22 protein-coding genes and 1 pseudogene are annotated in these 23,399 nt (G+C 44.1%); 14 read left to right on the top strand and 9 right to left on the bottom strand.

Annotated elements, in window-relative coordinates:
• Positions 1 to 51 precede the first annotated feature (51 nt).
• The gene (locus B5D77_RS23060; RefSeq protein ID WP_106909718.1) at positions 52 to 1,359 is read right to left on the bottom strand and encodes a PEP-CTERM sorting domain-containing protein; all 1,308 of its coding nucleotides are present in this window, start codon (positions 1,357 to 1,359) and stop codon (positions 52 to 54) included.
• 138 nt (positions 1,360 to 1,497) lie between these two features.
• Complete coding sequence (locus B5D77_RS26385) at positions 1,498 to 1,677, bottom strand: hypothetical protein (RefSeq protein WP_173915176.1); 180 nt, start codon at positions 1,675 to 1,677, stop codon at positions 1,498 to 1,500.
• A gap of 90 nt (positions 1,678 to 1,767) precedes the next feature.
• Here B5D77_RS26385 and B5D77_RS23055 point away from each other — a divergent pair, with 90 nt between their 5' ends.
• Both B5D77_RS23055 and B5D77_RS23050 read left to right on the top strand, forming a co-directional pair.
• Complete coding sequence (locus B5D77_RS23055) at positions 1,768 to 2,022, top strand: hypothetical protein (RefSeq protein WP_008199246.1); 255 nt, start codon at positions 1,768 to 1,770, stop codon at positions 2,020 to 2,022.
• Positions 2,003 to 2,263 carry a Txe/YoeB family addiction module toxin gene (locus B5D77_RS23050; protein ID WP_002735847.1) on the top strand — a complete coding sequence of 87 codons (261 nt, stop codon included), beginning with the start codon at positions 2,003 to 2,005 and terminating at the stop codon, positions 2,261 to 2,263. Before B5D77_RS23055 ends, B5D77_RS23050 begins: the two co-directional genes overlap by 20 nt.
• 186 nt (positions 2,264 to 2,449) lie before the next feature.
• Here the strand turns inward: B5D77_RS23050 and B5D77_RS23045 are convergent, their stop codons facing one another.
• Both B5D77_RS23045 and B5D77_RS23040 read right to left on the bottom strand, forming a co-directional pair.
• Positions 2,450 to 2,764, bottom strand: coding sequence for a HigA family addiction module antitoxin (locus tag B5D77_RS23045; protein WP_002801551.1), 315 nt, complete (start codon positions 2,762 to 2,764; stop codon positions 2,450 to 2,452).
• Positions 2,765 to 2,774: 10 nt separating this feature from the next.
• A complete protein-coding gene (locus B5D77_RS23040) occupies positions 2,775 to 3,056 on the bottom strand; it encodes a type II toxin-antitoxin system RelE/ParE family toxin (RefSeq protein WP_106909717.1) in 282 nt (93 codons plus the stop codon).
• Between the two features lie 559 nt (positions 3,057 to 3,615).
• Between B5D77_RS23040 and B5D77_RS23035 the strand changes: the two genes are divergently transcribed.
• The 7 genes and pseudogenes from B5D77_RS23035 (at position 3,616) to B5D77_RS23010 (ending at position 11,807) form a co-directional block, all read left to right on the top strand.
• Positions 3,616 to 6,186, top strand: a complete 2,571-nt coding sequence (locus B5D77_RS23035) for a DUF3536 domain-containing protein (protein WP_106910056.1) — start codon at positions 3,616 to 3,618, stop codon at positions 6,184 to 6,186.
• 137 nt (positions 6,187 to 6,323) lie between these two features.
• Positions 6,324 to 7,571 carry a tryptophan synthase subunit beta gene (gene trpB / locus B5D77_RS23030; protein ID WP_106909716.1) on the top strand — a complete coding sequence of 416 codons (1,248 nt, stop codon included), beginning with the start codon at positions 6,324 to 6,326 and terminating at the stop codon, positions 7,569 to 7,571.
• 265 nt (positions 7,572 to 7,836) lie between these two features.
• A pseudogene (locus B5D77_RS28225) lies at positions 7,837 to 8,010 on the top strand (glycosyltransferase); the annotation flags it as partial.
• Positions 8,011 to 8,460: 450 nt separating this feature from the next.
• Positions 8,461 to 9,027, top strand: coding sequence for a hypothetical protein (locus tag B5D77_RS23025; RefSeq protein ID WP_002784990.1), 567 nt, complete (start codon positions 8,461 to 8,463; stop codon positions 9,025 to 9,027).
• Positions 9,028 to 9,076: 49 nt separating this feature from the next.
• Positions 9,077 to 9,418: a hypothetical protein gene (locus tag B5D77_RS23020; RefSeq protein WP_039899684.1), complete on the top strand. Its 342-nt coding sequence runs from the start codon at positions 9,077 to 9,079 to the stop codon at positions 9,416 to 9,418.
• 28 nt (positions 9,419 to 9,446) lie between these two features.
• Complete coding sequence (locus tag B5D77_RS23015) at positions 9,447 to 10,778, top strand: flotillin family protein (protein ID WP_008199235.1); 1,332 nt, start codon at positions 9,447 to 9,449, stop codon at positions 10,776 to 10,778.
• A 471-nt stretch (positions 10,779 to 11,249) separates the two neighbouring features.
• Positions 11,250 to 11,807: a PEP-CTERM sorting domain-containing protein gene (locus B5D77_RS23010; protein WP_008199233.1), complete on the top strand. Its 558-nt coding sequence runs from the start codon at positions 11,250 to 11,252 to the stop codon at positions 11,805 to 11,807.
• Positions 11,808 to 11,993: 186 nt separating this feature from the next.
• On the opposite strand, the gene arsC is transcribed toward B5D77_RS23010, so the two are convergent.
• The 4 genes from arsC to B5D77_RS22990 all read right to left on the bottom strand — a co-directional run bounded on the left by arsC (position 11,994) and on the right by B5D77_RS22990 (position 14,682).
• Positions 11,994 to 12,392 (bottom strand): arsenate reductase, glutathione/glutaredoxin type, encoded by a 399-nt coding sequence (gene arsC, locus B5D77_RS23005; protein WP_002802325.1) that lies wholly within the window; start codon positions 12,390 to 12,392, stop codon positions 11,994 to 11,996.
• 23 nt (positions 12,393 to 12,415) lie between these two features.
• Positions 12,416 to 13,063 (bottom strand): arsenical resistance protein ArsH, encoded by a 648-nt coding sequence (arsH, locus tag B5D77_RS23000; RefSeq protein WP_106909715.1) that lies wholly within the window; start codon positions 13,061 to 13,063, stop codon positions 12,416 to 12,418.
• A 9-nt stretch (positions 13,064 to 13,072) separates the two neighbouring features.
• The gene (gene arsB / locus B5D77_RS22995) at positions 13,073 to 14,218 is read right to left on the bottom strand and encodes an ACR3 family arsenite efflux transporter (RefSeq protein ID WP_002737294.1); all 1,146 of its coding nucleotides are present in this window, start codon (positions 14,216 to 14,218) and stop codon (positions 13,073 to 13,075) included.
• Positions 14,219 to 14,343: 125 nt separating this feature from the next.
• A complete protein-coding gene (locus B5D77_RS22990) occupies positions 14,344 to 14,682 on the bottom strand; it encodes a helix-turn-helix transcriptional regulator (RefSeq protein ID WP_002802329.1) in 339 nt (112 codons plus the stop codon).
• Between the two features lie 194 nt (positions 14,683 to 14,876).
• On the opposite strand from B5D77_RS22990, the gene psb30 reads away from it, so the two are divergent.
• From psb30 to ppsA, 5 genes are all read left to right on the top strand, one after another.
• On the top strand, positions 14,877 to 14,996 hold the full coding sequence (gene psb30 / locus B5D77_RS22985) for a photosystem II reaction center protein Ycf12/Psb30 (RefSeq protein WP_002736367.1): 120 nt from the start codon (positions 14,877 to 14,879) through the stop codon (positions 14,994 to 14,996).
• A gap of 289 nt (positions 14,997 to 15,285) precedes the next feature.
• Positions 15,286 to 16,842 (top strand): pitrilysin family protein, encoded by a 1,557-nt coding sequence (locus B5D77_RS22980; protein WP_106909714.1) that lies wholly within the window; start codon positions 15,286 to 15,288, stop codon positions 16,840 to 16,842.
• Between the two features lie 257 nt (positions 16,843 to 17,099).
• Entirely contained in the window at positions 17,100 to 18,548 is a 1,449-nt protein-coding gene (locus B5D77_RS22970; RefSeq protein ID WP_008199217.1) for a pitrilysin family protein, read from the top strand.
• Positions 18,549 to 18,621: 73 nt separating this feature from the next.
• Positions 18,622 to 18,876 (top strand): UPF0175 family protein, encoded by a 255-nt coding sequence (locus B5D77_RS22965; protein WP_106909713.1) that lies wholly within the window; start codon positions 18,622 to 18,624, stop codon positions 18,874 to 18,876.
• Between the two features lie 350 nt (positions 18,877 to 19,226).
• On the top strand, positions 19,227 to 21,668 hold the full coding sequence (gene ppsA, locus B5D77_RS22960; RefSeq protein WP_008199212.1) for a phosphoenolpyruvate synthase: 2,442 nt from the start codon (positions 19,227 to 19,229) through the stop codon (positions 21,666 to 21,668).
• Positions 21,669 to 22,092: 424 nt separating this feature from the next.
• Here ppsA and cbiE read toward each other — a convergent pair whose 3' ends face one another.
• Positions 22,093 to 23,361, bottom strand: coding sequence for a precorrin-6y C5,15-methyltransferase (decarboxylating) subunit CbiE (gene cbiE, locus B5D77_RS22955; protein ID WP_106909712.1), 1,269 nt, complete (start codon positions 23,359 to 23,361; stop codon positions 22,093 to 22,095).
• Positions 23,362 to 23,399 lie beyond the last annotated feature (38 nt).

Genomic DNA, 23,399 nt, shown 5'->3' with positions numbered 1-23,399 from the left:
TACGCTACCGCTAACCCGTCCTACAAATAATTTTGTCTCCCTCGCTATTTTCTAGACATCTTTCTCCTTGTCCTTTTTCCCTTTTTTAAGAAAAGGTAGAACACCTAAAACCACTCCTGTACCCAGGATAGTTAAGGATGGTTCAGGCACTTGCACTGTTTGAGTTTCTTGATACAAATAGGCTGACCCCGCACTCGTTGCGCCGGTGCTATCCCCATAAGCCCCAATCAAGGCAGATGTGCCACTGAAGGACACGGAATTGCCAAAATTGTCGTAATCTTCAGCGGTGGGGTTGTTGAAGGTTTGCTGGAGGGTGCCTGTGGTTGTCTCAAACAAATAGGCTGACCCCGCACCCGATGCGCCGGTGCTATCCCCATAAGCCCCAATCAAGGCAGATGTGCCACTGAAGGACACGGAATTGCCAAAATTGTCGTAATCTTCAGCGGTGGGGTTGTTGAAGGTTTGCTGGAGGGTGCCTGTGGTTGTCTCAAACAAATAGGCTGACCCCGCACCCGATGCGCCGGTGCTATCCCCATAAGCCCCAATCAAGGCAGATGTACCACTGAGGGACACGGAAGCGCCAAAATTGTCGAAATCTGCCGGGGTGGGGTTGTTGAAGGTTTTCAGGAGGTTGCCGGTGATTGTATCAAACAAATAGGCTGACCCCGCATTCGTTGCGCCGGTGTTATCGTTAATAGCCCCAATCAAGGCAGATGTGCCACTGAGGGACACGGAATAGCCAAAATAGTCGTAATCTTCAGCGGTGGGGTTGTTGAAGGTTTTCAGGAGGTTGCCTGTGGTTGTATCAAACAAATAGGCTGACCCCGCACCCGTTGCGCCGGTGTTATCGCTAGGAGCCCCAATCAAGGCAGTTGTGCCACTGAGGGACACGGAATGGCCAAAAATGTCGAAATCTGCCGGGGTGGGGTTGTTGAAGGTTCTCAGGAGGTTGCCTGTGGTTGTATCAAACAAATAGGCTGACCCCGCACTCGTTGCGCCGGTGCTATCGTTAGGAGCCCCAATCAAGGCAGTTGTGCCACTGAGGGACACGGAATAGCCAAAATAGTCGTCATCTTCAGCGGTGGGGTTGTTGAAGGTTTTCAGGAGGGTGCCTGTGGTTGTATCAAACAAATAGGCTGACCCCGCACCCGTTGCGCCGGTTTTATCCCCATAAGCCCCAATCAAGGCAGATGTACCACTGAGGGACACGGAACTGCCAAAATAGTCGTCATCTTCAGCGGTGGGGTTGTTGAAGGTTTTGGTTAAGGAGAGAGGGGTAAAGGCTTGAGCCGGGGCGATTACTCCCGCTAAGGAGGTTGTTCCTACCACCAATAGACAAGAAACAAGAGTTTTTATCATCTAGGTTTATCTAGGATTTAAGAATTGAGCTGCGCTGCTTTTGCCGGTTAGCTAAGGGACAACCAACTAAAAGTCGCAGATAGACTATACACATTAACCCCCCCCGCATTGTATTCTACGATACATTTTAATAAATCTTTATATTCCTGGTATAGCAGTTCCAATACAAGGACCGCTATCGCCGTAGGGTGCGTTCCCTAATGCAAGTCCTGCTACAAAGCGATCGCTTTTGGGGAACGCACCATGCACATTGATGGCAGTGCGATCGCTGTTATCTTCTTGATTAAACTTTAAAACTGGGATCTCTTTGAGTGTCATTAGTGCGATCGCTTTTCTTGTCAACAGTTCTAACTCATGCTGATTTTGATATAATAGCCATAATTGTTTGACATCTTAAGAGAAAAAATCATGATTAGAGCGATTAAACAGAAAGGAATTGTTGGCAGAGAAGGAAAAATAGAGCTTTATTCTACGGAACTAGAAGAAGGAACAGATGTGGATATTATTATTTTAGTATCTGATCCTGAACCCGATACAACCGAATATCTTCTTTCAACAGAAGCCAATCAGCGTGAATTATCCGAAGCTATTGACAGAATAGAAAATAAAGAAAACTTAGTGACAATTACCGTAAAAGAATGGCGTGAAAAATATAGTATTTGATCCGAAAGCTTTTAAACAATTCAATGAATGGGCGATAGAAGACAAAAAACTCTATAAAAAAATCGTTGATTTAATTGACGACATATTGCGCCATCCCTTCTCTGGAATCGGTAAACCCGAACCCTTAAAACATCAACTCAAGGGTTATTGGTCAAGACGCATTAATGATGAACATCGCTTAGTTTATAAAATTACAGAAACAGAAATTATTATTATCAGTTGTAAATTTCATTATGACTAGGCTCAATGCGATCGCTGTCATCTTCTTGATTAAACTTTGAAATTGTCATTGCTTGGGATGGGAACGCCAAGGACGATCGCTTTTTGGGCAGCAGCAGGAGCGAGTGCCGATTTTGTAGAGTTCGTCCCATGTACCTTTTACCCTTTTGAAAGTGTTTTAATCTCTGGGACTTAATCTAATTAAAAATCAGGCAATTTGTTCGGAAATACGGGGCTGAATTTGCTGAATAATCTCCTCACGGTTAGATAAAGTCTTCAGATCATAAATTACTTGAAGACTGAGCCAGGAAGCAGCATCTCCGCCAAAATAGCAGGCTAATCTTGCTGCCGTATCAGCCGAAATAGAACGACGTTCTTTAACAATTTCATGAATACGAGATGCAGGAACCTTCAAGGCTAAAGCTAAAGCATTCACGCTCATATTTAGAGGAATCAAAAAATCTTCCCGCAGAATTTCTCCTGGGTGAACGGGTCGCATTTGATTAATAGGACGGTTATTCATAATTAATTATTTATGAGTGATAATCAACAATTTCAACATCAGTAGGTCCATTATTTGTCCAGATAAAACATAATCGAAACTGAGAATTAATCCGAATACTATATTGTTCTTTTCTATCGTCTTTTAAAGCTTCAAGTTGATTGCCTGGTGGAGAGCGCAGAAACTCTAAGGTTTGAGCCGCATCTAATTGAGTCAACTTCCGAATAGCAGTATCTTTGAAACCACGAAAACGAGGCGGATCTCCTCCTTCAAAAAGTAATCGCGTATGCTTGCATCGGAAAGATTGAATCATATTCAAATGCTATTCCGTTTTGCGTAATATGTCAAGCAAGAACATCAACTGATACTAAATCCGTTGAGTATAGGTAACATATTAGGATAGGCAAAAGGCAAGAGGCAAGAGGCAAAAGGGGGGCTCTCCCAGCTTTGGTGGGTAAAATGTATTCTAAGATACATTTCTCAAGAGCGAGGGGGTGGAACGAACCACAAAGGCACAAAGGACACAAAGATCGATCGATCCTATGTCAATTAAACTTATCACACAGAACCTAGAAGAGCCAAAGGGGGAATAAATAATCAGTCTTTAATAACCGGATTTATTTTCAGCATATCCCTAACACCCTTAAAAACCGACACCCCACACCCACGAAAAGCTTTTTCAGCAGACCCTACTTGGTGCTGTGTATAGAGAAGTTGCGAATTGTTAACCTTAGCTTTGCTAGGAAAATAAAATGTGATATTGTGACCCCAAGGCCGTGAAAAATGGCCCAGTTTTCAGTTTTTTTAAACATCAGGTCGCCACATTCTACAGCTATTTTCGCTCAAAAAAAAACGATTTTCTAGGCATTTCCATGACTTATCTTGTTGAACATCCTTCTACAACCTTTTATTCCTATACCGATACGGGGGTCGATCCCCTGAAAACCGCCCACGGAGTTTATATCACGGTTCACGGACATTTTTACCAACCACCGCGAGAAAATCCCTATCTAGACAGAATTGAACGGCAACCGAGCGCCCATCCCTTCCATAATTGGAATGAACGCATCCATCACGAGTGTTATCGTGCCAATGCTTTTGCACGCATTTACAATGACCGGGGGGAAGTAATCAAAATAGTCAATAACTACGAATATCTCAGCTTTAACATCGGGGCCACCCTAATGTCATGGATGCAATACCATGATCCCGAAGTTTATCAACGCATCCTGACAGCAGACCAAAAAAGTTGTCAACGCTTAAACGGTCATGGTAACGCCATCGCCCAGGTCTATAATCATATCATTCTGCCTCTAGCCAACAAACAGGACAAATACACCCAAATTCGCTGGGGAAAAGCCGATTTTCAGCATCGTTTCGGCCGTGATCCCGAAGGAATGTGGTTAGCGGAAACAGCCATTGATTTAGCCACAGTGACAGCTTTAATCGATGAAGGGATTAAATTCACCATTTTAGCCCCTTCCCAGGCCCTGCGCTGTCGTCCTTTCCCTAGCGACCATGATCCCCATCCCCAATGGCACGCGGTGGCCGGAGGTCAAATCGATCCCACCCGTCCCTATCGCTGTTACATCCCCGATGGTCGTTATTTGGATATTTTCTTCTACGATGGCCCAATTTCTCGCGATATGGGCTTTAATGATGTCCTAGCCAGCAGTGATTTTCTCGTCGGTCGTCTGGGACAGGCAATTAAAGGGGATCATCGTCCCTCCCAGTTAATCAGCGTCGCTACCGATGGGGAAACCTTCGGCCACCACAAACAGGGGACAGAGAAGTGTCTTAGCTATGCTTTTACGGAATCTTTCCCTAAAAACGGCTGGACAGTCACCAATTTTGCCCATTATCTCAGTATTTGCCCCCCCACTTGGGAAGTGGAATTAAAACCCGTGACCGCATGGAGTTGTGTCCATGGCGTAAATCGTTGGCAGGATGACTGTGGTTGCGGGGGAGGGGGAAATTACCAGCAAAAATGGCGTAAACCCCTACGGGAGTCCCTAAATTGGCTCAGAGATGAGTTGATTAAGGTTTATGAGATTCAGGGACAGGAATTTTTCCGGGATCCTTGGCAGACAAGGGATGACTACATTGCCGTTATTTTAGATCGCTCCCCAGACGCGATCGAACATTTCCTGGCTGTGCATCAAAGTCGCAACCTGAGTAAAAGCGAGAAAATCGATGCTTTGCGTTTATTAGAAATGCAAAGACAGGCTTTATTAATGTTTACCAGTTGTGGCTGGTTTTTTGAGGAAATTTCTCGACCTGAAGGCACGCAAATTTTGAGATATGCTGGCCGGGCCCTGGAATTAGCTGGAGAAGTAGCTGGAATTCAATTAGAAATGAATTTCCTCAGTCGTCTAGCTTTCGCCCCCAGTAACGTTAAGTTATATCAAGATGGGGCTGATGTCTATCGACAATTGGTCACTTCTGCGCGGGTGGATTTGGAACAGGTGGCGGCCCATTACGCTATTAGTTCCCTATTTACCGATTATCCCAGTCATCATCGGATTTATTGTTACAATGCCCGTCAATTAGATTATCAAAAACAAGCGATCGGGTCTTTAACTTTAGCGGTGGGACAGGTGGAATTAACCTCGGAAATTACCCAAGAAAGTGAACATTTTGTCTTTGCTGTTCTACATTTAGGAGGTTGGGATTTTTACTGCTGCATTCAACCTTTTAACGGTCGGTTAATCTATACCAATCTTAAGGACCATCTCTTTGAATCTTTACAACAGGCCAGTGTCTCAACCATGATCGTAGAAATGGGGCGCGGATTGGGAGAAAACTTTTTTGCTTTACCCCATCTTTTTGCCGATGAAAGACACCGGATTATGCAGAAGGTGACAGCCGAAACTAAAAAACGTCTCGATCAATTATACACCCAAGTTTATCGGGATAATTACGGCATTTTAGCGGCTTTCCAACGGGATGAGATTCCCGTACCTCAAGAGTTACAGGTAGCGGCCGATATTGCCATTTCTCACCGTTGTTTACAGGTGATTAATGCCCTAGAAAAAGATTTTGAGCAGCGGCAAGCGACGGAAAATAATCTCGATCAATTATTGGCTATTGCTAAGGAAGCCAATCATTTACGCTGTCAATTAAATATTCCCGAAGCGCGTCAAACCTTAGAAAGTCTGCTCTGGCAATCTCTTGGGAAATTATTACACGATGGCGATCCTTTAACTGCGGAGGAGGATACTCGCTTAATCACCCGTTTAATTGAAGTTAGCCAACAATTAAACCTAGGATTATCCCTTGATCGCTCTCAGGAATTATACTATTATTATTTCCACGAGCGTCTAGTTCCTAATTCTTTGCAGTCCAATTCCATAGATGCTGCCTGTCCCTGGCCGATGACTCAATTAAAATGGTTATTACTATTAGGACAGGTGTTAAAAGTTGATGTGAGTATTTGGCTGTAAAATCAGTCAAAGGGTGGGCAATGCTCACCCTTTGATTATTGGGTAGGTTAGGCGATGATTGCCCCGAAACTCAGGTTAACCCAGAGACTAAACCCTTAGATTTATAATGGATCATAAGTCTCTCATCGAAGGTTTACATGACTATCACGCCGATTTATACCGCCTCAGCCAGCACAGTAACCCAGTATCCCGATGCTTTTGGGCGTTTTGGACGCTACGGGGGCAAATACGTCCCAGAAACCCTGATGCCAGCCTTAAGTGAACTAGAAACGGCCTATAATCAGTATAAGGACGACCCCGATTTTCAAGAAGAATTAAATCAACTGCTCAAGGATTACGTCGGCAGACCTAGTCCCTTATATTTTGCCGAACGTCTCACCGCCCATTATGCCAAAGCTGACGGTACTGGGGCGCAAATTTACCTAAAACGGGAAGATTTAAACCATACCGGGGCCCACAAGATTAATAACGCCCTTGGTCAGGTTTTATTAGCCAAACGCATGGGTAAAAAGCGAATTATCGCCGAAACTGGAGCAGGACAGCACGGCGTGGCCACCGCTACGGTTTGCGCTCGTTTTGGTCTAGAATGCGTGATTTATATGGGAATTCACGACATGGAACGCCAAGAACTCAATGTTTTCCGCATGAGACTGCTTGGCGCGACGGTGCAACCCGTGGCCGCCGGGACGGGAACCCTGAAAGATGCCACCTCGGAAGCGATTCGCGACTGGGTAACTAATGTGGAAACCACTCACTACATCCTCGGTTCTGTGGCCGGTCCCCATCCCTATCCGATGATGGTGCGCGATTTTCATGCGGTTATCGGTCAAGAAACCCGTCAGCAAAGTCTGGAAAAATGGGGCGGTTTACCGGATATTCTCCTCGCTTGTGTGGGCGGTGGTTCTAATGCTATGGGTTTATTTCATGAGTTTGTTAAAGAAGCTGCCGTGCGTTTAATTGGTGTGGAGGCCGCCGGGGAAAGTATCGCTTCTGGAAAACACGCCGCCACCCTAACCCAAGGTCAACCGGGGGTTCTACATGGGGCCATGAGTTATTTATTACAAGATAACGAAGGTCAAGTTATCGAGGCTCACTCCATTAGTGCGGGGTTAGATTATCCCGGAGTCGGGCCAGAACATAGCTTTTTAAAAGATAGTGGTCGCGCTGAATATTACAGTGTCACGGACAAGGAAGCATTAGAAGCTTTTCAACGAGTTTCCCGTTTAGAAGGGATTATTCCGGCCCTAGAAACTGCCCACGCTTTAGCTTATTTAGAAACTCTTTGTCCGCAAGTAACCGGTAGTCCTCACATTGTTATTAATTTCTCTGGACGGGGTGATAAAGATGTGCAATCGGTGGCTAAATATTTATCGATGAATGGTTAACCTTTAGCCTTTTCAGTGAGCATTTATCAGATTTTAGTATTAAGTGATCCCCCCCTGGCCCCCTTAATAAGGGGGGGCTGACCTACTTATTAAATGACGGTTTCTTGCTGTTTTTTTACTTTTGACCAATTACTATTTACTGAGCAATAAAAATGCTACCCACTCCCCATCTTCTCACTGATAACTGCTTACTGTTTACTGATAACTGATCAATCAGAGGGATAAGCTATTGTGCATCTAAATTTGATATTCGTTTTGAACCGTTGCCCTGACTAACCCGGAAATTCGCCAACAAAGGGGGAAAAATGCCAGGGATTTAGTCTTAAATCAATACAGTTGGTCAGCGATCGCTGGCCAGCTGCTAACCGTCTATGAAAATCTAGCCTGCGCTATCGATCGTCCCCTGTTCGATCGAAGTCACAGACAGATGAAGATTTAGGCCATCAGGATAATCAGCACTAAAAACGCCAGTAGGGTTAAACCTGATTGCAGAAAGACGGGAAGTGCAAAAGAATTCATAACAGTAGCTCACTTTTCTAGGGATGGCTCTATTCCCAATATACGCTTTCATCTCCGCTAATTCCTCATATTTTTGGATGCAATGTCATCATCCCATCATTTATTGATACCAGGAGGAGAATTTGAGCTAAATTCTCGGCTAAGACCTATTTTAACCACCTATCCTGAGATTAGCTGCATCTCCCCCCCCTTGCCCCCCCGACGTCGGGGGGGCAAGGGGAGGTTCTTGCCTCATCATTTAAACTGGGTAGGGAGCATTTTAATACAAATGTACGGAACTTGGTCACTCCCCACCCTGTTAACTTAAGTTTCAGCGTCGTGATTATAATTAGGGAGTGATAGACAATTCTTAGGCAATAGGATCACATCAGTGTTGATAAATCATCTTTTCTTCGGCGCTTTCCTACCCCTTGATACTCTCCTGTCCACCCAGGGGATTATGGTTATGCTTCTGGCCGCTTATGCTTTAGCCATGTGGATGTTTCTAACTAGCGCCCCAAAAGTTCATACAATCATGGTGACAGATTTGGAGACAGCCCGACAATTTTATGAAGGACTTTTAAATTTACCCACGGCCGATGTCCCCCTCCATTACTATTACAATTATGAGCAGACGATGGGCAATAATATGATTGACCCATTTTATATGTCTAGTAATCCGGCTGTGACTACTGCCAACCCTTCTTTGGGAGATCAACCCCAGGGTTTATGGTATCAGTTAAAGAAAAATACTCAACTGCACATCGTTGCTGGGGCAACCGCGGGTTATAAGGATCGTCATCGTCACGTTTGTTTTGATCACGATTGTTTAGAACAAATTCTCATGCGGGTGGAATCACGACGCTTAAAGTATAAAGTTCGTCGCAATAAACCTTTAAATTTTTTGGTCAAAGATAATGCTGATCGCGTAATTGAAATGGCCGAAGTCTCGAATTAGTTAACAGTAATTAGATTGGGGGCAACCATAACGGTAAATGACTAAACTTATGAATGATCAACTGCTCACAATCATTTTAATTTCTTTAGGGGTAGGTATTGGTTTGGCCATTCTACTCCTAATTTTAGTCAAGTTAAGACGCCGCAACCAACAGGTAAATAGTATTGTCGATTATCACTCTCTCATCGGTTTAATCGCAGTTGTTCACATCCCCTTCGATAAAAATAGCAAGGGGAAAGTGCGAGTTAATGTCGGGGATAGTCTGATCGATGTAGTAGCGATAACGGAAGGGCAAGAACAATTTAATGTCGGTGATCAAGCATTTATTCTCAGTTGCCGAGACAATAAAGTTTTAGTCATTGCGGAAAAGTATATCAGGGGCGATTTTTAATTTCTTCTAGACCAAAGGGTAACTAACTATGAATAGTCAAAATAATTCCTATCTTATCCAAATCAATCCCAATCAATACGACAACAATAATAACACTGCTGGCAATTTATTATTGAATAGTGTTCCCATTGCTTTATTGATATTTCTGGGGATCGGTGCGATTTGGTTTATCAATTCTTTTTTGTGTATTTGTAAACCCAATGAAGTAGTCATCCTGAGTGGGATGAAACGCCGATCAAGAGATAGACAAGATGCGGGTTATCGAGTGCTATCGGGGGGGCGGGCGATTCGTATTCCAATTTTAGAAACCGTTAAACGCATGGATGTCACCACAACCCCGATCAGAATTGAGATTAAAAATGCCTATTCTAAGGGCAACATTCCCCTGAATATAGTGGCAATTGCTAACGTGAAAGTTAGTTCTAAACCTGAAATAGTCGGCAATGCGATCGAACGTTTTTTAGATCGAGATCGAGAAGAAATTATTCGCGTAGCTAAAGAAACTTTAGAAGGAAACTTGCGGGGTGTAGTCGCAACAATGACCCCCGAACAAGTGAACGAAGATCGCCTAAAATTTGCCGAAAGTATTACCAGTAACGTCAGTCAAGACCTGTTTAAACTCGGTTTAGAAATTGATACTCTCAAAATTCAAAATGTTGCCGATGAAGTGGATTATCTTAACTCCCTCGGACGGGAAAGAATCGCTTTAGTCATGCGTGATGCTGAAATTGCCGAATCAAATGCCCTCAATGAAGCTGAACAAATAGTTGCGGAATGTGAGGAACAGGCCACCGTGGCTAAAACCCGCGATCAAATTATCATTTTAGAGCAAGAAAACGAATTGAGAAAGTTAAAGGCCAAACTGGAACAACAGGCTAAATCGGAAGAAGAAATAACTATCGCCGCCGCTAAGGAAAAACGTGCTATAGTTGAGGAAAAATTGCAACAGGTTAGGGCAGAATTGGAAAGATTACGTCTCCAAGCAGATAAAGTTTTACCCGCAGAAGCGCAGCAGGAAGCCGAAACTTTCCGCGCTAGAGGAGAAGCGGCAATTTTTGAAGAAAATGCTAAAGCTGAAGCCTTGGTTAACGAATTATTTGCAGAAGTTTGGCAAAACACTGGCAGCGAAGCAGAGGCAATTTTCTTGATTCAACAGTTAGAAACTATCCTAGAGGAGGCGATCAAAATTCCTAGACGATTACACCTCGAGCGAGTTAATATTGTTGATAATGGTGATGGTAAATCCCTGGCTACCCTGATCAAAGTCTATCCCGAAATCGTCAATCAATTCCTCGCCAGTGTCCATCAAACCCTCGGTATTGATGTGGTCGGAACTCTCACCAATAAAATTGATAAATAGGGTTTGCGGCAAAAAGTTTTTCGGTGGGGGTAGGGTCTGGGGTGTGGGGTTTTACCGATTTTCATCTGCTCAATTACCTAATTTTCAGGGAAAAAGTACCTGAATTTTCCCCCTGATCACTCCCAGACGAGGCACTTTTGGATTTCAAAAAGGTCTAAAAGTTTTATCCAACAAGGTTTTTAGATTTATTCAGCAAGCCCTACTTATCGTTTTATTGCTAATTATTCTGTTTGTCTTCGGCCAATGAAAAGAGCGATCGGCGGCTAGAGTATTTCTTTGATCATGGCAACTATAACCCCCCGCACCCCAGAAAAGCCCATCCCTTCGCCGCTCTCTTGGCAGATCCCCCTCAATCCCCAATCGAGTAATCAATAGCTAGATAAAGCATAATAAATATAAATAACAAAAACCTTGACAAAATCGGGGGGGGGGTAAGATTTGGGCAGATTTTAAACAAATTCAAGTCAGAATATGTCCCTAAAAAAATCCTTCAACAAACCTCTAACCGTCGCCCTCGCCACGGTAGCCACCGCCACCCTCGCACCGGTTGCCAGCGCCGCAATCTTTAACTTCTCCTTCAGTAACGTGGAAAGCCCAGTCTCCGGAACCGTACAGGGGACGCTCACCCTACCAGACGGAGATGGAACAAATTTGGCCGCCACTTCGGTCATCGTGACTTCCGCTCCCGCCGCTCTGGGCTACACACTCCCCTTTGATGTTCTGGCGAATTTTACTGGTGTACTCGGTAATAGTTTTACGGTCAGTGGCGGGGAGATTACCGCGAGTTCATTTTTCGCTGCGGATGGTTTCGGAGGGTTGAGCAACGTTTTGACTCTAAATTTCGATACCGGCAGCTACGGGAATCTATTCAATCTCCCAGGAGTAGGACCATTCAGTGGTGTCGTCGATCTCAATAGTACAACCCTAACCTACTCTCCTGTTCCTGTTCCCGAACCGGCGACGGTTCTCGGTTTACTCTCCGTTGCGGGGGTGGGTTTATTGTGCAAAGGCCGGAAACTGGAAGGGTAATTTTGACCGACTGATCCCCCTGCCCTCCTTATCAAGGTGGGGTTAACTCATAGTAGGGTTGATTCATAGTAGGGTTGATTCATAGTAGGGTTGATTCATAGTAGGGTTGATTCATAGTAGGGTTGATTCATGAATCAACCCTACCCAAACTCCTTGATAAGGTGGGGATCTGAAAACTTTTAACAACTACCTACTTAACTGTTCAATTAATCCCACAACTTTAGCCTTAATTTCATCGCGAACTCGGCGAAAAGTTTCGATAGGTTGACCATCGGGATCATCAATTAACCAATCCTCGAAAATTTCCTGTAAAACCCATCCTTCCGGCAGATTGACACCGCAACCACATAGGGAGATAACGGCATCATAATCTTCAGGATTAAAATCCCTAATTGGTTTAGAAGTTTGGTCGGTAATATCGATACCAATTTCCTGCATAACTGCGATTGCTCCGGGGTGAACTTTGGCCGCTTCTAATCCAGAACTGGTGACAGCAATTTTCCCCGCGCCTAAAGTTTTAGCGAAACCTTCGGCGATTTGGGAACGACAGGAATTTTTTCTACAGGCAAACATAACTTTTTTCATGATTTTAACTCCTAGAAATTGATTTAATTAATAGCTTTATGGGCAATTGTGGCTATTTCTTGGGCGGATTTTTCCTTCCTTTCACTATAGCGATCAGTCAGATAATCTACCTGATCTCGCAGGAGAATGGTAAACTTATAAAGTTCCTCCATTACATCAATAACTCGATCTCGATAGGGGGAATCTTTCATCGTGCCATCCTCGTTAAACTCCTGATAAGCTTTAGCCACCGAAGACTGATTAGGAATAGTAAACATTCGCATCCAACGACCAAGAATTCGCAGGGTATTAACTGCATTAAAAGATTGGGAACCTCCGCTTACTTGCATGACTGCTAAAGTGCGGCCTTGGGTAGGTCTAACCGCACCAATACTCAAGGGAATCCAATCAATTTGGTTTTTGATAATGCCGCTAATATTACCGTGAAGTTCGGGAGATGACCAGACTTGACCCTCGGACCATTGACTTAATTCTCGTAATTCTTGCACCTTGGCATGAGTATCGGGAACACTGCCATAAATCGGCAATTCACGGGGATCAAAAAAGCGCACTTCTGCCCCATATTCAGTGATAATTCTGGCCGCTTCTTCTGCTAATAAACGACTGTAGGAACGGGGTCGCAAAGAACCATACAGGAAAAGAATTCTCGGTTTGTGAGTCGATTGGATCATGGTGAATAATTATTTATAAGAACTCAAGCAACGAGGATCAAGAAGGGTGGCTTTTTCTGGATCTCTGGGAAACCAAAAGGCGGTTTTTTTACAGAATTCTACCAACATTAACATCACAGGTACTTCAATCAATACCCCCACTACTGTCGCTAAAGCAGCCCCCGAATTCAATCCGAATAACATCACAGCAGTGGCGATCGCTACCTCGAAATGATTACTAGCACCAATTAAAGCAGCGGGAGCGGCATCTTCGTAAACTAAATTGAGTTTGAGAGCGGCCACATAACTAAGTAAAAAAATCAGATTAGTTTGAATAAACAGGGGAATAGCAATCAGGAAAATATGCAGGGGATTACTAACGATTAAATCGCCTTTGAAAGCAAAGAGCAGGATTAAGGTTAACAATAAGGCAGTGATTGCCACAGGACTGAGATAGTGAAGAAAACGCGATTCAAACCAGGCCCGTCCTTTATGTTTAAAAATCCAGTGACGGCTATAGATACCGGCAATAAGCGGTAAACCAACGTAGATTAACACAGAAAAAACAATGGTCTGCCAGGGGACTACAAAATTATTAGCTGCCAGTAACCATTTACCTAGAGGAGCGTAGAGAAAAAGCATCGCTAGGGAATTGACTGCTACCATAATTAGGGTATGACCCTGGTTACTGTAGGAAAGATAGCCCCACATCAAAACCATGGCCGTACAGGGAGCAATTCCTAGTAAAATAGCTCCAGCAGTGTAGGAACTAGCTAAACTTACCGTCTGTCCTCGGATAATCTCCGTTTGACTCAACCAAGGCAGAAACAGCCAGCCGAGAAAAAATTGAGCCAGCGCCACCATGGTAAAGGGTTTGATCAGCCAATTAACCACTAAAGTTAAAATAACTGGTTTGGGAGTACGGGCAGCCCGGAGAGCCTGAGAAAAGTCGATCTTAACCATGATCGGATACATCATGAAGAAAAGACAGATGGCGATCGGAATAGAAACGTTATAGATACTCATGGCATCTAAAGTCCGCGCTACGTCCGGAAATGACCGACCGAGGGCAATTCCCGCCAAAATACAGAAAATAACCCAAAGGGTAAGGTATTTTTCAAAAATACTAAGGCTACCGCCAGCTTTGGCGGCTTTAGGATTGATTTGATTAGTCATCGCACAAAGGTGGAAAGGGAATAATGGGAGATTGGGTAATCCACCTTTATTATTTCAAAAAAAGTTGATATGTCAAGAGGAAAAGCTAGTTATAAAGCTTTAATATTTCTAAAAATCTTGATTGGTTACTGATTTTCCTCGCAGAAACGAGCGGGGACGAGGGCAGCAAAACGACGATATTCGGATAGATATTCTTCTAGGAGAAGAAATTGAGATAGATTCAGGCTGTAGTAGATCCAACGACCCTCTTGACGACTGCGGACTAAATTAGCTTCTTTTAGCGTTTTTAGGTGAAAAGATAATTTAGATTGGGCGATATCGAGATGATCGCGTAATTCACAGACGCATAATTCCTGATGTCGCAACAGTTGCAAAATTTGCAGCCGTAGGGGATCCGAGAGTGCCTGAAAACCAGTGTAAATTTGGGTTAACGAGTCGGGAGATGTGGCCAGAGAGTTGAACATTGAGATAGTCCCTCGGTGGGAAGGAAATAGGAAAGCGGGAAAATTCAGAATTGCAACAAAACTTTATGTATTTTTGTATCGAATCAGGAAAACCAGCGAATCATCCCCTGTATGATAGACAATGGTTTTGACCAGAGACAATGGTTTTGACCAGATTAGCCTTTTAAATCATTGTAAACAGGTTAGGAGACATCATGGAATTATTTGCGGCTCTCAATTTAGAACCCATTTTTCAACTCACCTTCGTGGCGCTAATCATGTTAGCTGGCCCCTTTGTCATTTTCCTACTAGCTTTTCGTGGTGGCGACCTATAAAAACCGCCTCCCCCCCATTGTTATTCGTGCTTTTTTGACTTCTCTCCTCTTTAGGGAGAGATTTTTTGTCTAAAAGTCAGGAGTCAGGAGATAGGAGATAGGAGTCAGGAGATTGCTTTTATTTATTCTCCCCACTTCCCCACTTCCCCACTTCCCCACTTCCCAATTCATAATTTATAATTCATAATTCATAATTCATAATTCCCACTCCCCCTCTCCTAACAATCGACTGCTAAGATCGAACAGAGCGATCGATCTCTCGCTCCCACGATACCTGATAAAACTATCTATGATCATTAAAAATAACCCCTATTATCGGGCTGTAATCGGCTTTTGGGTCGCTTTTCTTGTGTTTTGGAGTTTTGGGAGTTTCTCACCCCTTCTTGCCCAAGCGAAAGAGGAACCAGCCGATGTACAATCGATTACCCCCTACCTTAAGCAATTTCAACAAAAAATTACCGAATTTCGCCTCGACAACGGACTAAAATTTATTATCCTAGAAAATCGCGATGCTCCAGTTATTTCCTTTGTCACCTACGCGGATGTGGGGGGTGCCGATGAACCGGACGGTAAAACAGGAGTTGCCCACTTTTTGGAACATTTAGCCTTTAAAGGCACAAAAACCATCGGTACTACCGATTATCTTAGCGAGAAAAAAGTCCTCGATCGCCTTGAAGCTATAGACAAAGAACTGCAAGCAGCCAAAAAAGCGGGTAAAAGCGCAGAAGTGGCTAAATTAACGGAAGAATTTCAAAAAACTAAGGCAGAGTCCGAGAAATTCGTCCAACGCAACGAATACGGGCAAATCGTCGAAACTCAGGGGGGAGTCGGTTTAAATGCCACCACTTCCACCGATGCAACTAGCTATTTTTACAGTTTCCCGTCGAATAAATTGGAATTATGGATGTCTTTGGAATCGGAACGATTTTTAGAACCGGTGTTCCAACGGGAATTTTACAAAGAAAAAGACGTAATTCTAGAAGAAAGACGGATGCGGACGGATAATAGCCCCTTGGGTCTATTAATCGAAGCTTTTCTCGATCAAGCTTATACTGTCCATCCCTACAAACGTCCCGTTATCGGCTACGATCGAGATATTCGCAATCTGGAACCCTCAGATATCCAAAACTTTTTCGATAAATTTTATCCTGCCAGTAATTTAACCATAGCTATCGCCGGGGATGTGGACCCAGAACAGGTCAAACAGTTAGCTAAAGTTTATTTTGGTCGTTTTCCCGCTAAACCGAAACCCCCACAGGTGAAAGTAGTGGAACCGAACCAAACCAAAACAAAGGAAATTACCCTAAAATTAGCCTCGCAGCCTTGGTATTTAGAAGGATACCATCGTCCCGCCCTCAATCATCCCGATCATGCGGTTTACGAGGTTATTGCCACTTTAATGAGTGAAGGAAGAACTTCGCGACTGTATAAAGCTTTAGTGGAGGACAAACAACTTGCCCTCGCTGCCCAGGGATTTAACGGCTTTCCGGGGGATAAATACCCGAATTTGCTGTTATTCTATGCTCTGAGCGCTCCTAATGTCAGCCTGGAGGAAGTAGCGCAGGGTTTAAATTTGGAGTTGGAAAGATTGAAAAATGAACCGGTTTCGGAACAGGAATTAGAACGGGTTAAAAATCAACTACGGGCAGCCCTATTAAGAGGTCTTGATTCTAACATGGGCATGGCGCGATCTTTGATCGAATACGAGGTAAAAACCGGCGATTGGCGTAATTTATTCGCCCAATTAGATGCTTATAATGCTGTCACGGCAGCCGATATTCAACGGGTGGCTAAAGAGACTTTTACCCCGGAAAATCGCACTATTGGCCGAATTTTACCGAAATAGAGAGATGGGGAAATGGGGGAAGTGGGGAAAGTGGGGAAAGTGGGGAAAGTGGGGAAAGTGGGGAAAGTGGGGGAATTTCAACTAAAACCCCATCACCCCCCGCAACGCGCACGCAGTGACCACCCCAACATCCTAACACCCCAACACGCTAAAACCCTAAAACCCTAAAACCCCAACACCCTAACACCCCAACACCCCAACACCCTAAAACCCTAAAACCTAAAACCTAACACCCAAAACCTCAAATAAATATAATCATGAAAAAACGCTTACAATGGCTAGGTTTAATCCTGCTCACCCTGATAGGTGTCCTAGCTTTTCGTTCCCCGGCAATTGCCCAAACCCCGCGACATTTTACCGATTTAACTTTTCCTCCTCTTCCTGAAGTGACAGTTCCCCAATACGAGCGCTATCAACTAGATAATGGTATGGTGGTTTATTTAGTGGAGGATCGGAGCTTACCTTTAGTGAGTGGTACGGCGATGATTCGGACGGGAGGAAGATTAGAACCGGGGGAAAAAGTCGGATTAGCCGATATTACTGGAACCGTGCTGCGTAGTGGTGGCACGGCAAACCATCCTTCTAATGTCTTAAATCAATTATTAGAACAAAGAGCAGCCCTCGTAGAAACCTCGATCGATCTTAACGCTGGAACTGCTAGTTTTAGCGCCCTTAGTGAAGATTTAGAAGCAGTTTTTAATCTCTTTGCTGAGGTTTTGCGTTCCCCAGCTTTTGAAAGTCAGAGGGTGGAATTAGCTAAAGTTCAGGAAAAAGGAGCGATTGCTCGACGTAATGATGATCCCAGTGATATTGCTAGTCGGGAGTTTAAAAAGCTAGTCTATGGTGATAGTAGCCCCTACGCTCGTACTGTAGAATATAGCACTTTAGCTAATATTGACCGTCAGGATTTAATCGATTTTTATCGTACCTATGTCCGTCCCGACCAAATAATTTTAGGAATTGTCGGTGATTTTGATTCTCAGTCGATGAAAGCATTAATCAATAAGACTTTTGGTGATTGGAAAAATCCCGCCACTGCCACTAAAATTGTCACCCCTTCGGCAACCCAAAAAAATCTTCAAGGTGTCTTTGTCGTCAATCAACCCCAATTAACCCAGAGTAGCGTTTTATTAGGTCATCTTGGTGGTCGTTTGGATAGTCCCGACTATCCCGCTTTAACGGTATTAAATGAGATTTTAAGCGGTTTTGGTGGTCGTTTATTTAATGAAGTACGTTCCCGTCAAGGATTAGCTTATTCTGTCTATGGTATCTGGAATAGTCGTTATGATTATCCCGGTTTATTTATTGCGGGAGGTCAAACTCGCACCGATGCCACCGTACCTTTTATTAAGGCAATTTTAGGCGAAATCGAGCGCCTTCGCAATCAACCCGTTACCGCAAAAGAATTGGCAGATGCTAAAAATGCTATTCTCAATTCTTTTGTTTTTAAGTTCGAGAAACCTGCTCAAAATTTATCGCGATTGATGACCTATGAATACTATGGTTATCCCCAAGATTTTATCTTCCGTTATCAACAAGCGGTAAAAGGGGTGACAATTGCCGATATTCAACGAGTGGCCCAACAATATCTACAACCGAATCAAATTGTGACTCTAGTAGTGGGTAATGAACAGGAAATTCAACCTCCTTTATCCAGTTTGGGAACTACGGTTAAAACTGTTGATGTCACCATTACACAACTATAAATAAATCTAGGTTGGATGGAGCTAAACTAGGTGAAATCCAACCTAGAAAAATTAGATAAATATAGCACGAGATATGACTTTACAACTCACAATCAATTATCCTGAAAATTTACCCGACTTTCTTCAAAAAACCCGCGAGGAATTCGAGAGAGAAGCAACCTGGGCTATGGTAGTAAAACTCTTTGAGATGAAACCTATTTCATCGGGTATGGCTGCCAATTTATTAGGAGTGGATAGGGTTAATTTTTTATTGAGATTGACCGATTTTGGCGTAGGGATGATTGACTTAACAGAAGAAGAACTATTATCAGACCTTGAAAATGCCTAAAGCTAAATTACAGCCCTTCTCATAAAAAAAAGTCTAACCTAATTTGGTATTGACTCCTGACTGCTGACGACCGACTCCCCAAAACGAAAACTTCCTATCTCACCATTGAGATAACTGCTGTAACTATTTTGAGATAACTAAGGCTATCATTGAGGAAAGTTACTGTTGAGACTCCTGATTAGTTTATTAATTTTTGTGTTAAGTAGCTAGACAATTAAACCCTTTAGAGATAGGGTGATCGTAGCTGAGTTTGCTATTATATAGTTTTGTAAATAAATATCAAACTCAAGGGTTTTTGAAGATGGTATGTCGCTAAACTGAAAGTATAAAGTACAGAGGTAAAAATACTTATGATGCTACTACAAGATGTTGCGAGAACCTCTAGAGAACAAGCATTAATTCTGTGGTTTGAAGAAGTAGACAGCAAAGATGTGGGATTAGTCGGTGGGAAAAACTCCTCCTTAGGCGAAATGATCCAACAATTAACCCCGAAAGGGATTAATGTACCCACAGGATTCGCCACCACCGCTTACGCTTACCGTCACTTTGTCGAAAAAGCCGGACTAGACGCACAATTAAGACAAATTTTCCAAGATTTAGACGAAAATGATGTGCAGAACTTGCAAGAAAAAGGTAAACAAGCGCGCACATTAATCCTCAATACACCGTTCCCCGATGATTTAAGTCATGCGATCGCTATTGCCTATCGCCGACTCTGTGAACGTTATGGCGATGATCTCTATCATTCCATTGATGTGGCCGTTCGATCGAGCGCCACTGCCGAAGACTTACCAGAAGCGAGTTTTGCCGGACAACAGGAAACCTATCTCAACGTGCAAGGGGTGAGGGGAGTTTTAGAAGCTTGCCATAAATGTTTTGCCTCTTTATTCACCGATCGTGCTATTTCCTACCGTCATCATAACGGTTTCGATCACTTTTCCGTCGCCCTTTCCGTCGGTGTCCAAAAAATGGTGCGTTCAGATCTAGCCACCTCCGGGGTGATGTTTTCCATCGATACGGAAACAGGGTTCAAAAATGCCACTTTAATCACCGCAGCCTACGGTTTAGGGGAAAATGTCGTGCAAGGTGCCGTTAACCCCGACGAATATCTGGTTTTTAAACCCACTCTTAAAAACGGCTACAAACCCATCCTCGACAAACGCCTCGGCAGTAAAGCCATCAAGATGATCTACGATGATGGAGGATCGCGTCTAACCAAGAATATCCGAGTTAACAAGCTAGAACAGGATCAATTCTGCATTAGCGACCAAGAAATCCTCACTTTAGCCCGTTGGACGACCCAAATCGAGGAACATTACTCGCAAGTACGCGGAACCTACACCCCCATGGATATCGAATGGGCAAAAGATGGGATCACGGGAGAACTGTTTATCGTTCAGGCTCGCCCAGAAACCGTACAATCACAAAAAGCAGCTAATATCCTTAAATCCTACGAAATTAAAGAAAGAAGTCAAGTTTTAGCGGTGGGACGGAGTGTAGGTGCGGCAATCGGTCAAGGAAAAGCCAGAGTCATCCTCAGTGTAGATAAAATCAACAACTTTAAACCGGGAGAAGTTCTCGTCACCAATCGCACGGATCCCGACTGGGAACCGATTATGAAACAAGCAAGCGCGATCGTTACTAATCAGGGTGGTCGTACTTGCCATGCCGCTATTATCGCGCGAGAAATGGGCATTCCGGCGATCGTGGGTTGCAATAATGCCACGGAAACGATTAAAACTGGTCAGGAAGTCACAGTTTGCTGTGCTGAAGGGGATGAGGGGAAAGTTTACCTCGGATTGCTACCCTTTGAAATTATTGAAACTCCCCTGGACAATTTGCCCCAAACTCGGACAAAAATCCTGATGAATATCGGTAATCCCGAAAAAGCCTTCGCTTTTGCCGATATTCCTGCCCAAGGAGTTGGTTTAGCACGTCTAGAGTTTATTATCGCTAACCATATTCAGGCCCACCCCAGCGCCTTGCTGAAATTCCACGAACTGGAAGAAGGGGACGTAAAAGACCAAATCGCCGAATTAACCAAACACTACGAGGATAAACCCCAATTTTTCGTCGATAAATTGGCCCGGGGAATTGCCATGATTGCAGCCGCATTCTACCCCAAAGATGTAATTGTGCGGATGTCCGATTTTAAATCCAATGAATACGCTAATTTATTGGGTGGCAAACCCTTTGAACCCAAGGAAGAAAACCCGATGATCGGTTGGCGCGGCGCTTCCCGTTATACTGATCCTAATTATCGCGAGGCTTTTGCTTTGGAATGTCGGGCGCTGAAAATGGTCCGGGAAGAAATGGGATTAACTAATGTGATTCCGATGATTCCTTTCTGTCGTACCCCCGAAGAAGGGATGAGAGTCCTCGAAGAAATGGCGAAAAATGGTCTCGAACGCGGGGTTAATGGTTTGCAAGTTTATGTGATGTGTGAGTTACCAAGTAATGTAATTCTTGCCGACCAATTTGCTCAGGTGTTTGACGGATTTTCGATCGGTTCTAATGATTTGACCCAATTAACCTTAGGATTAGATCGGGATTCTGCCCTGGTTGCCCATCTTTTTGATGAACGGAATGAGGGAGTTAAACGCATGGTGAAAATGGCCATTGAAACCGCTAAAGCCCAAAATCGCAAAATCGGTATCTGTGGTCAAGCTCCCAGTGATTATCCCGAATTTGCTCAATTTTTAGTGGAATTAGGCATCGATTCTATCAGTCTTAATCCTGATTCTGTCCTCAAGACTTTATTGATGGTGGCAGCAGTGGAGCAAGGACAATAGTTTAGTGATAAAGGTGGGACTTGCCCACCTTTTTTTGTACTAAGCCAACTAACTTCATCATACTGAAAATACATATAGCCCACTATGGCTATTTTTTAGTTGTCTCTTAACAAAGATTAACTTTAAACTGCGATTAAGAGATAAACTTAGATTTCGTCAGGATTAAGGCCTAATTCCCGCAGTTTATTAATCGTTCCGCTCGTTGTTTTTCCTGATTATAGCTAGTGAAAGCTTGTCCATCGGGATAAAAAAGCGACATTTCCGGTTCGATCCCCCCTGCCCCCCTTGATAAGGGGGGCTTTGATCCCTCCTTATTAAGGGGGATCTGACAATTTTTAACACCTAACTAATTAGAGAGGAAAAGAATACCCAAAAAGTTCTATTGACAACTTTTGCAAGAGAGATCAAGGAGAAAATCAAGGATTTACAATCTCGGTTTCAGAACAGTCCACTGGGTTACGGTGGCCATTGCTTTCCAACCTAAAAACTTGCCGACTGGTTCGGCTTTTTCAATGCCAATTCGCAGCAGTTCCCCTCCTAATTTACTATGCCATTGCAAGAGGACTAATTCGCTTTCAATTGTAACAGTGTTAGCAACAAGACGACCCCCGGGGCGCAGGGCTAACCAACAGGTTTCCAATAGGTGGGGTGTGGTGATACCGCCACCAATAAAAATAGCGTCCGGTTGCGGTAAATCTTCTAGGGTGCTCGGTGCGATTCCGGCGACGATTTGCAGGTGGGGCGTTCCCAGGGCGGCGGCATTATCGGCAATGTATTGTAATCTGGTGGGATGATGTTCGATCGCAATAGCCTGGCAACGGCGATCGCTCCGCAGCCACTCAATGGCAATGGAACCACAACCCGCCCCCACATCCCAGAGCAATTGCCCAGGCAGGGGAACCAATCTACTCAGCGTGATAGCACGAACTTCTCTTTTTGTCAACTGGCCGTCATGATGGTAAGCAGAATCCGGCAGTCCTGGAAGGCGCGGCGCCAGGGTGGGGGGATGGGAGGAGATGCAGCTAATGGCGATGACATTTAGATCCGCCAGCTCTGTAAACTGCCAATCGTTGGCGATGCCTTGAATGTGGCGTTCTAGGGTTCCCCCTAGATGTTCTAAAACCGTGATGGGACTCTCGCCAAAACCTCCCTCCCGGAGCAGCCGAGCAGCGATCGCTGGAGTCTGGGCATCGGCACTCAGTACCAGCAGTTTAGCGCCGGGATAAAGCACCCCATTCAACCAAGCCGGAGGCCGACCGCACAAACTCAAAGTTTCCACTTCACTCAGAGGCCAACCCAAACGACTACAGGCAAGACTGAAGGCAGAAGGAGAGGGAATAATCGTCATTTCCTCAAGGGGAATCTGGCGGGTAAGGGTGACACCAATCCCGTAGCACATGGGATCACCACTGGCCAAAACACAGACGGATTGACCACGACGGCGGATAATCTCGTTAACAGAGTCTTGAATAGGAGAAGTCCAGAGCAGTTTTTGCCGTTGATCCTCTGGGGGTAACATTGCCAGATGACGTTCACCACCGACGATAACTGATGCTAAAGAAAGCAGACTTCGCCCCACTGAACTTAACCCTTCTAAGCCATCTTCACCAATTCCTATGATCGATAGCCATTTCGACTTACAATTGCGATCCGCCATATTAAAAAAAATCGCTACTATTTCATTATCTGCCATCAGGCTCTATCCTTCAAACAAGATATAATCGGGTTAGT

It is taken from the genome of Microcystis sp. MC19 (assembly GCF_003019735.1).
Classification (GTDB): domain Bacteria; phylum Cyanobacteriota; class Cyanobacteriia; order Cyanobacteriales; family Microcystaceae; genus Microcystis.
The sequence above is the reverse complement of the archived record's forward strand: the minus strand, read 5'-3'. Positions and strand labels throughout refer to the sequence as shown.

Excerpts from the sequence above, each read along its gene's own strand:
- B5D77_RS23055 (WP_008199246.1), top strand. The coding sequence starts at position 1,768 with ATGATTAGAGCGATTAAACAGAAAGGAATTGTTGGCAGAGAAGGAAAA.
- trpB (WP_106909716.1), top strand. The coding sequence starts at position 6,324 with ATGACTATCACGCCGATTTATACCGCCTCAGCCAGCACAGTAACCCAG.
- psb30 (WP_002736367.1), top strand. The coding sequence starts at position 14,877 with ATGGAATTATTTGCGGCTCTCAATTTAGAACCCATTTTTCAACTCACC.
- cbiE (WP_106909712.1), bottom strand. The coding sequence starts at position 23,361 with ATGGCAGATAATGAAATAGTAGCGATTTTTTTTAATATGGCGGATCGC.
- B5D77_RS22990 (WP_002802329.1), bottom strand. The coding sequence starts at position 14,682 with ATGTTCAACTCTCTGGCCACATCTCCCGACTCGTTAACCCAAATTTAC.
- B5D77_RS23020 (WP_039899684.1), top strand. The coding sequence starts at position 9,077 with ATGAATGATCAACTGCTCACAATCATTTTAATTTCTTTAGGGGTAGGT.
- arsH (WP_106909715.1), bottom strand. The coding sequence starts at position 13,063 with ATGATCCAATCGACTCACAAACCGAGAATTCTTTTCCTGTATGGTTCT.
- B5D77_RS23060 (WP_106909718.1), bottom strand. The coding sequence starts at position 1,359 with ATGATAAAAACTCTTGTTTCTTGTCTATTGGTGGTAGGAACAACCTCC.
- arsC (WP_002802325.1), bottom strand. The coding sequence starts at position 12,392 with ATGAAAAAAGTTATGTTTGCCTGTAGAAAAAATTCCTGTCGTTCCCAA.
- B5D77_RS23045 (WP_002801551.1), bottom strand. The coding sequence starts at position 2,764 with ATGAATAACCGTCCTATTAATCAAATGCGACCCGTTCACCCAGGAGAA.
- B5D77_RS22965 (WP_106909713.1), top strand. The coding sequence starts at position 18,622 with ATGACTTTACAACTCACAATCAATTATCCTGAAAATTTACCCGACTTT.
- B5D77_RS22980 (WP_106909714.1), top strand. The coding sequence starts at position 15,286 with ATGATCATTAAAAATAACCCCTATTATCGGGCTGTAATCGGCTTTTGG.
- B5D77_RS23010 (WP_008199233.1), top strand. The coding sequence starts at position 11,250 with ATGTCCCTAAAAAAATCCTTCAACAAACCTCTAACCGTCGCCCTCGCC.
- B5D77_RS22970 (WP_008199217.1), top strand. The coding sequence starts at position 17,100 with ATGAAAAAACGCTTACAATGGCTAGGTTTAATCCTGCTCACCCTGATA.
- B5D77_RS23035 (WP_106910056.1), top strand. The coding sequence starts at position 3,616 with ATGACTTATCTTGTTGAACATCCTTCTACAACCTTTTATTCCTATACC.
- B5D77_RS26385 (WP_173915176.1), bottom strand. The coding sequence starts at position 1,677 with ATGACACTCAAAGAGATCCCAGTTTTAAAGTTTAATCAAGAAGATAAC.
- arsB (WP_002737294.1), bottom strand. The coding sequence starts at position 14,218 with ATGACTAATCAAATCAATCCTAAAGCCGCCAAAGCTGGCGGTAGCCTT.
- ppsA (WP_008199212.1), top strand. The coding sequence starts at position 19,227 with ATGATGCTACTACAAGATGTTGCGAGAACCTCTAGAGAACAAGCATTA.
- B5D77_RS23015 (WP_008199235.1), top strand. The coding sequence starts at position 9,447 with ATGAATAGTCAAAATAATTCCTATCTTATCCAAATCAATCCCAATCAA.
- B5D77_RS23040 (WP_106909717.1), bottom strand. The coding sequence starts at position 3,056 with ATGATTCAATCTTTCCGATGCAAGCATACGCGATTACTTTTTGAAGGA.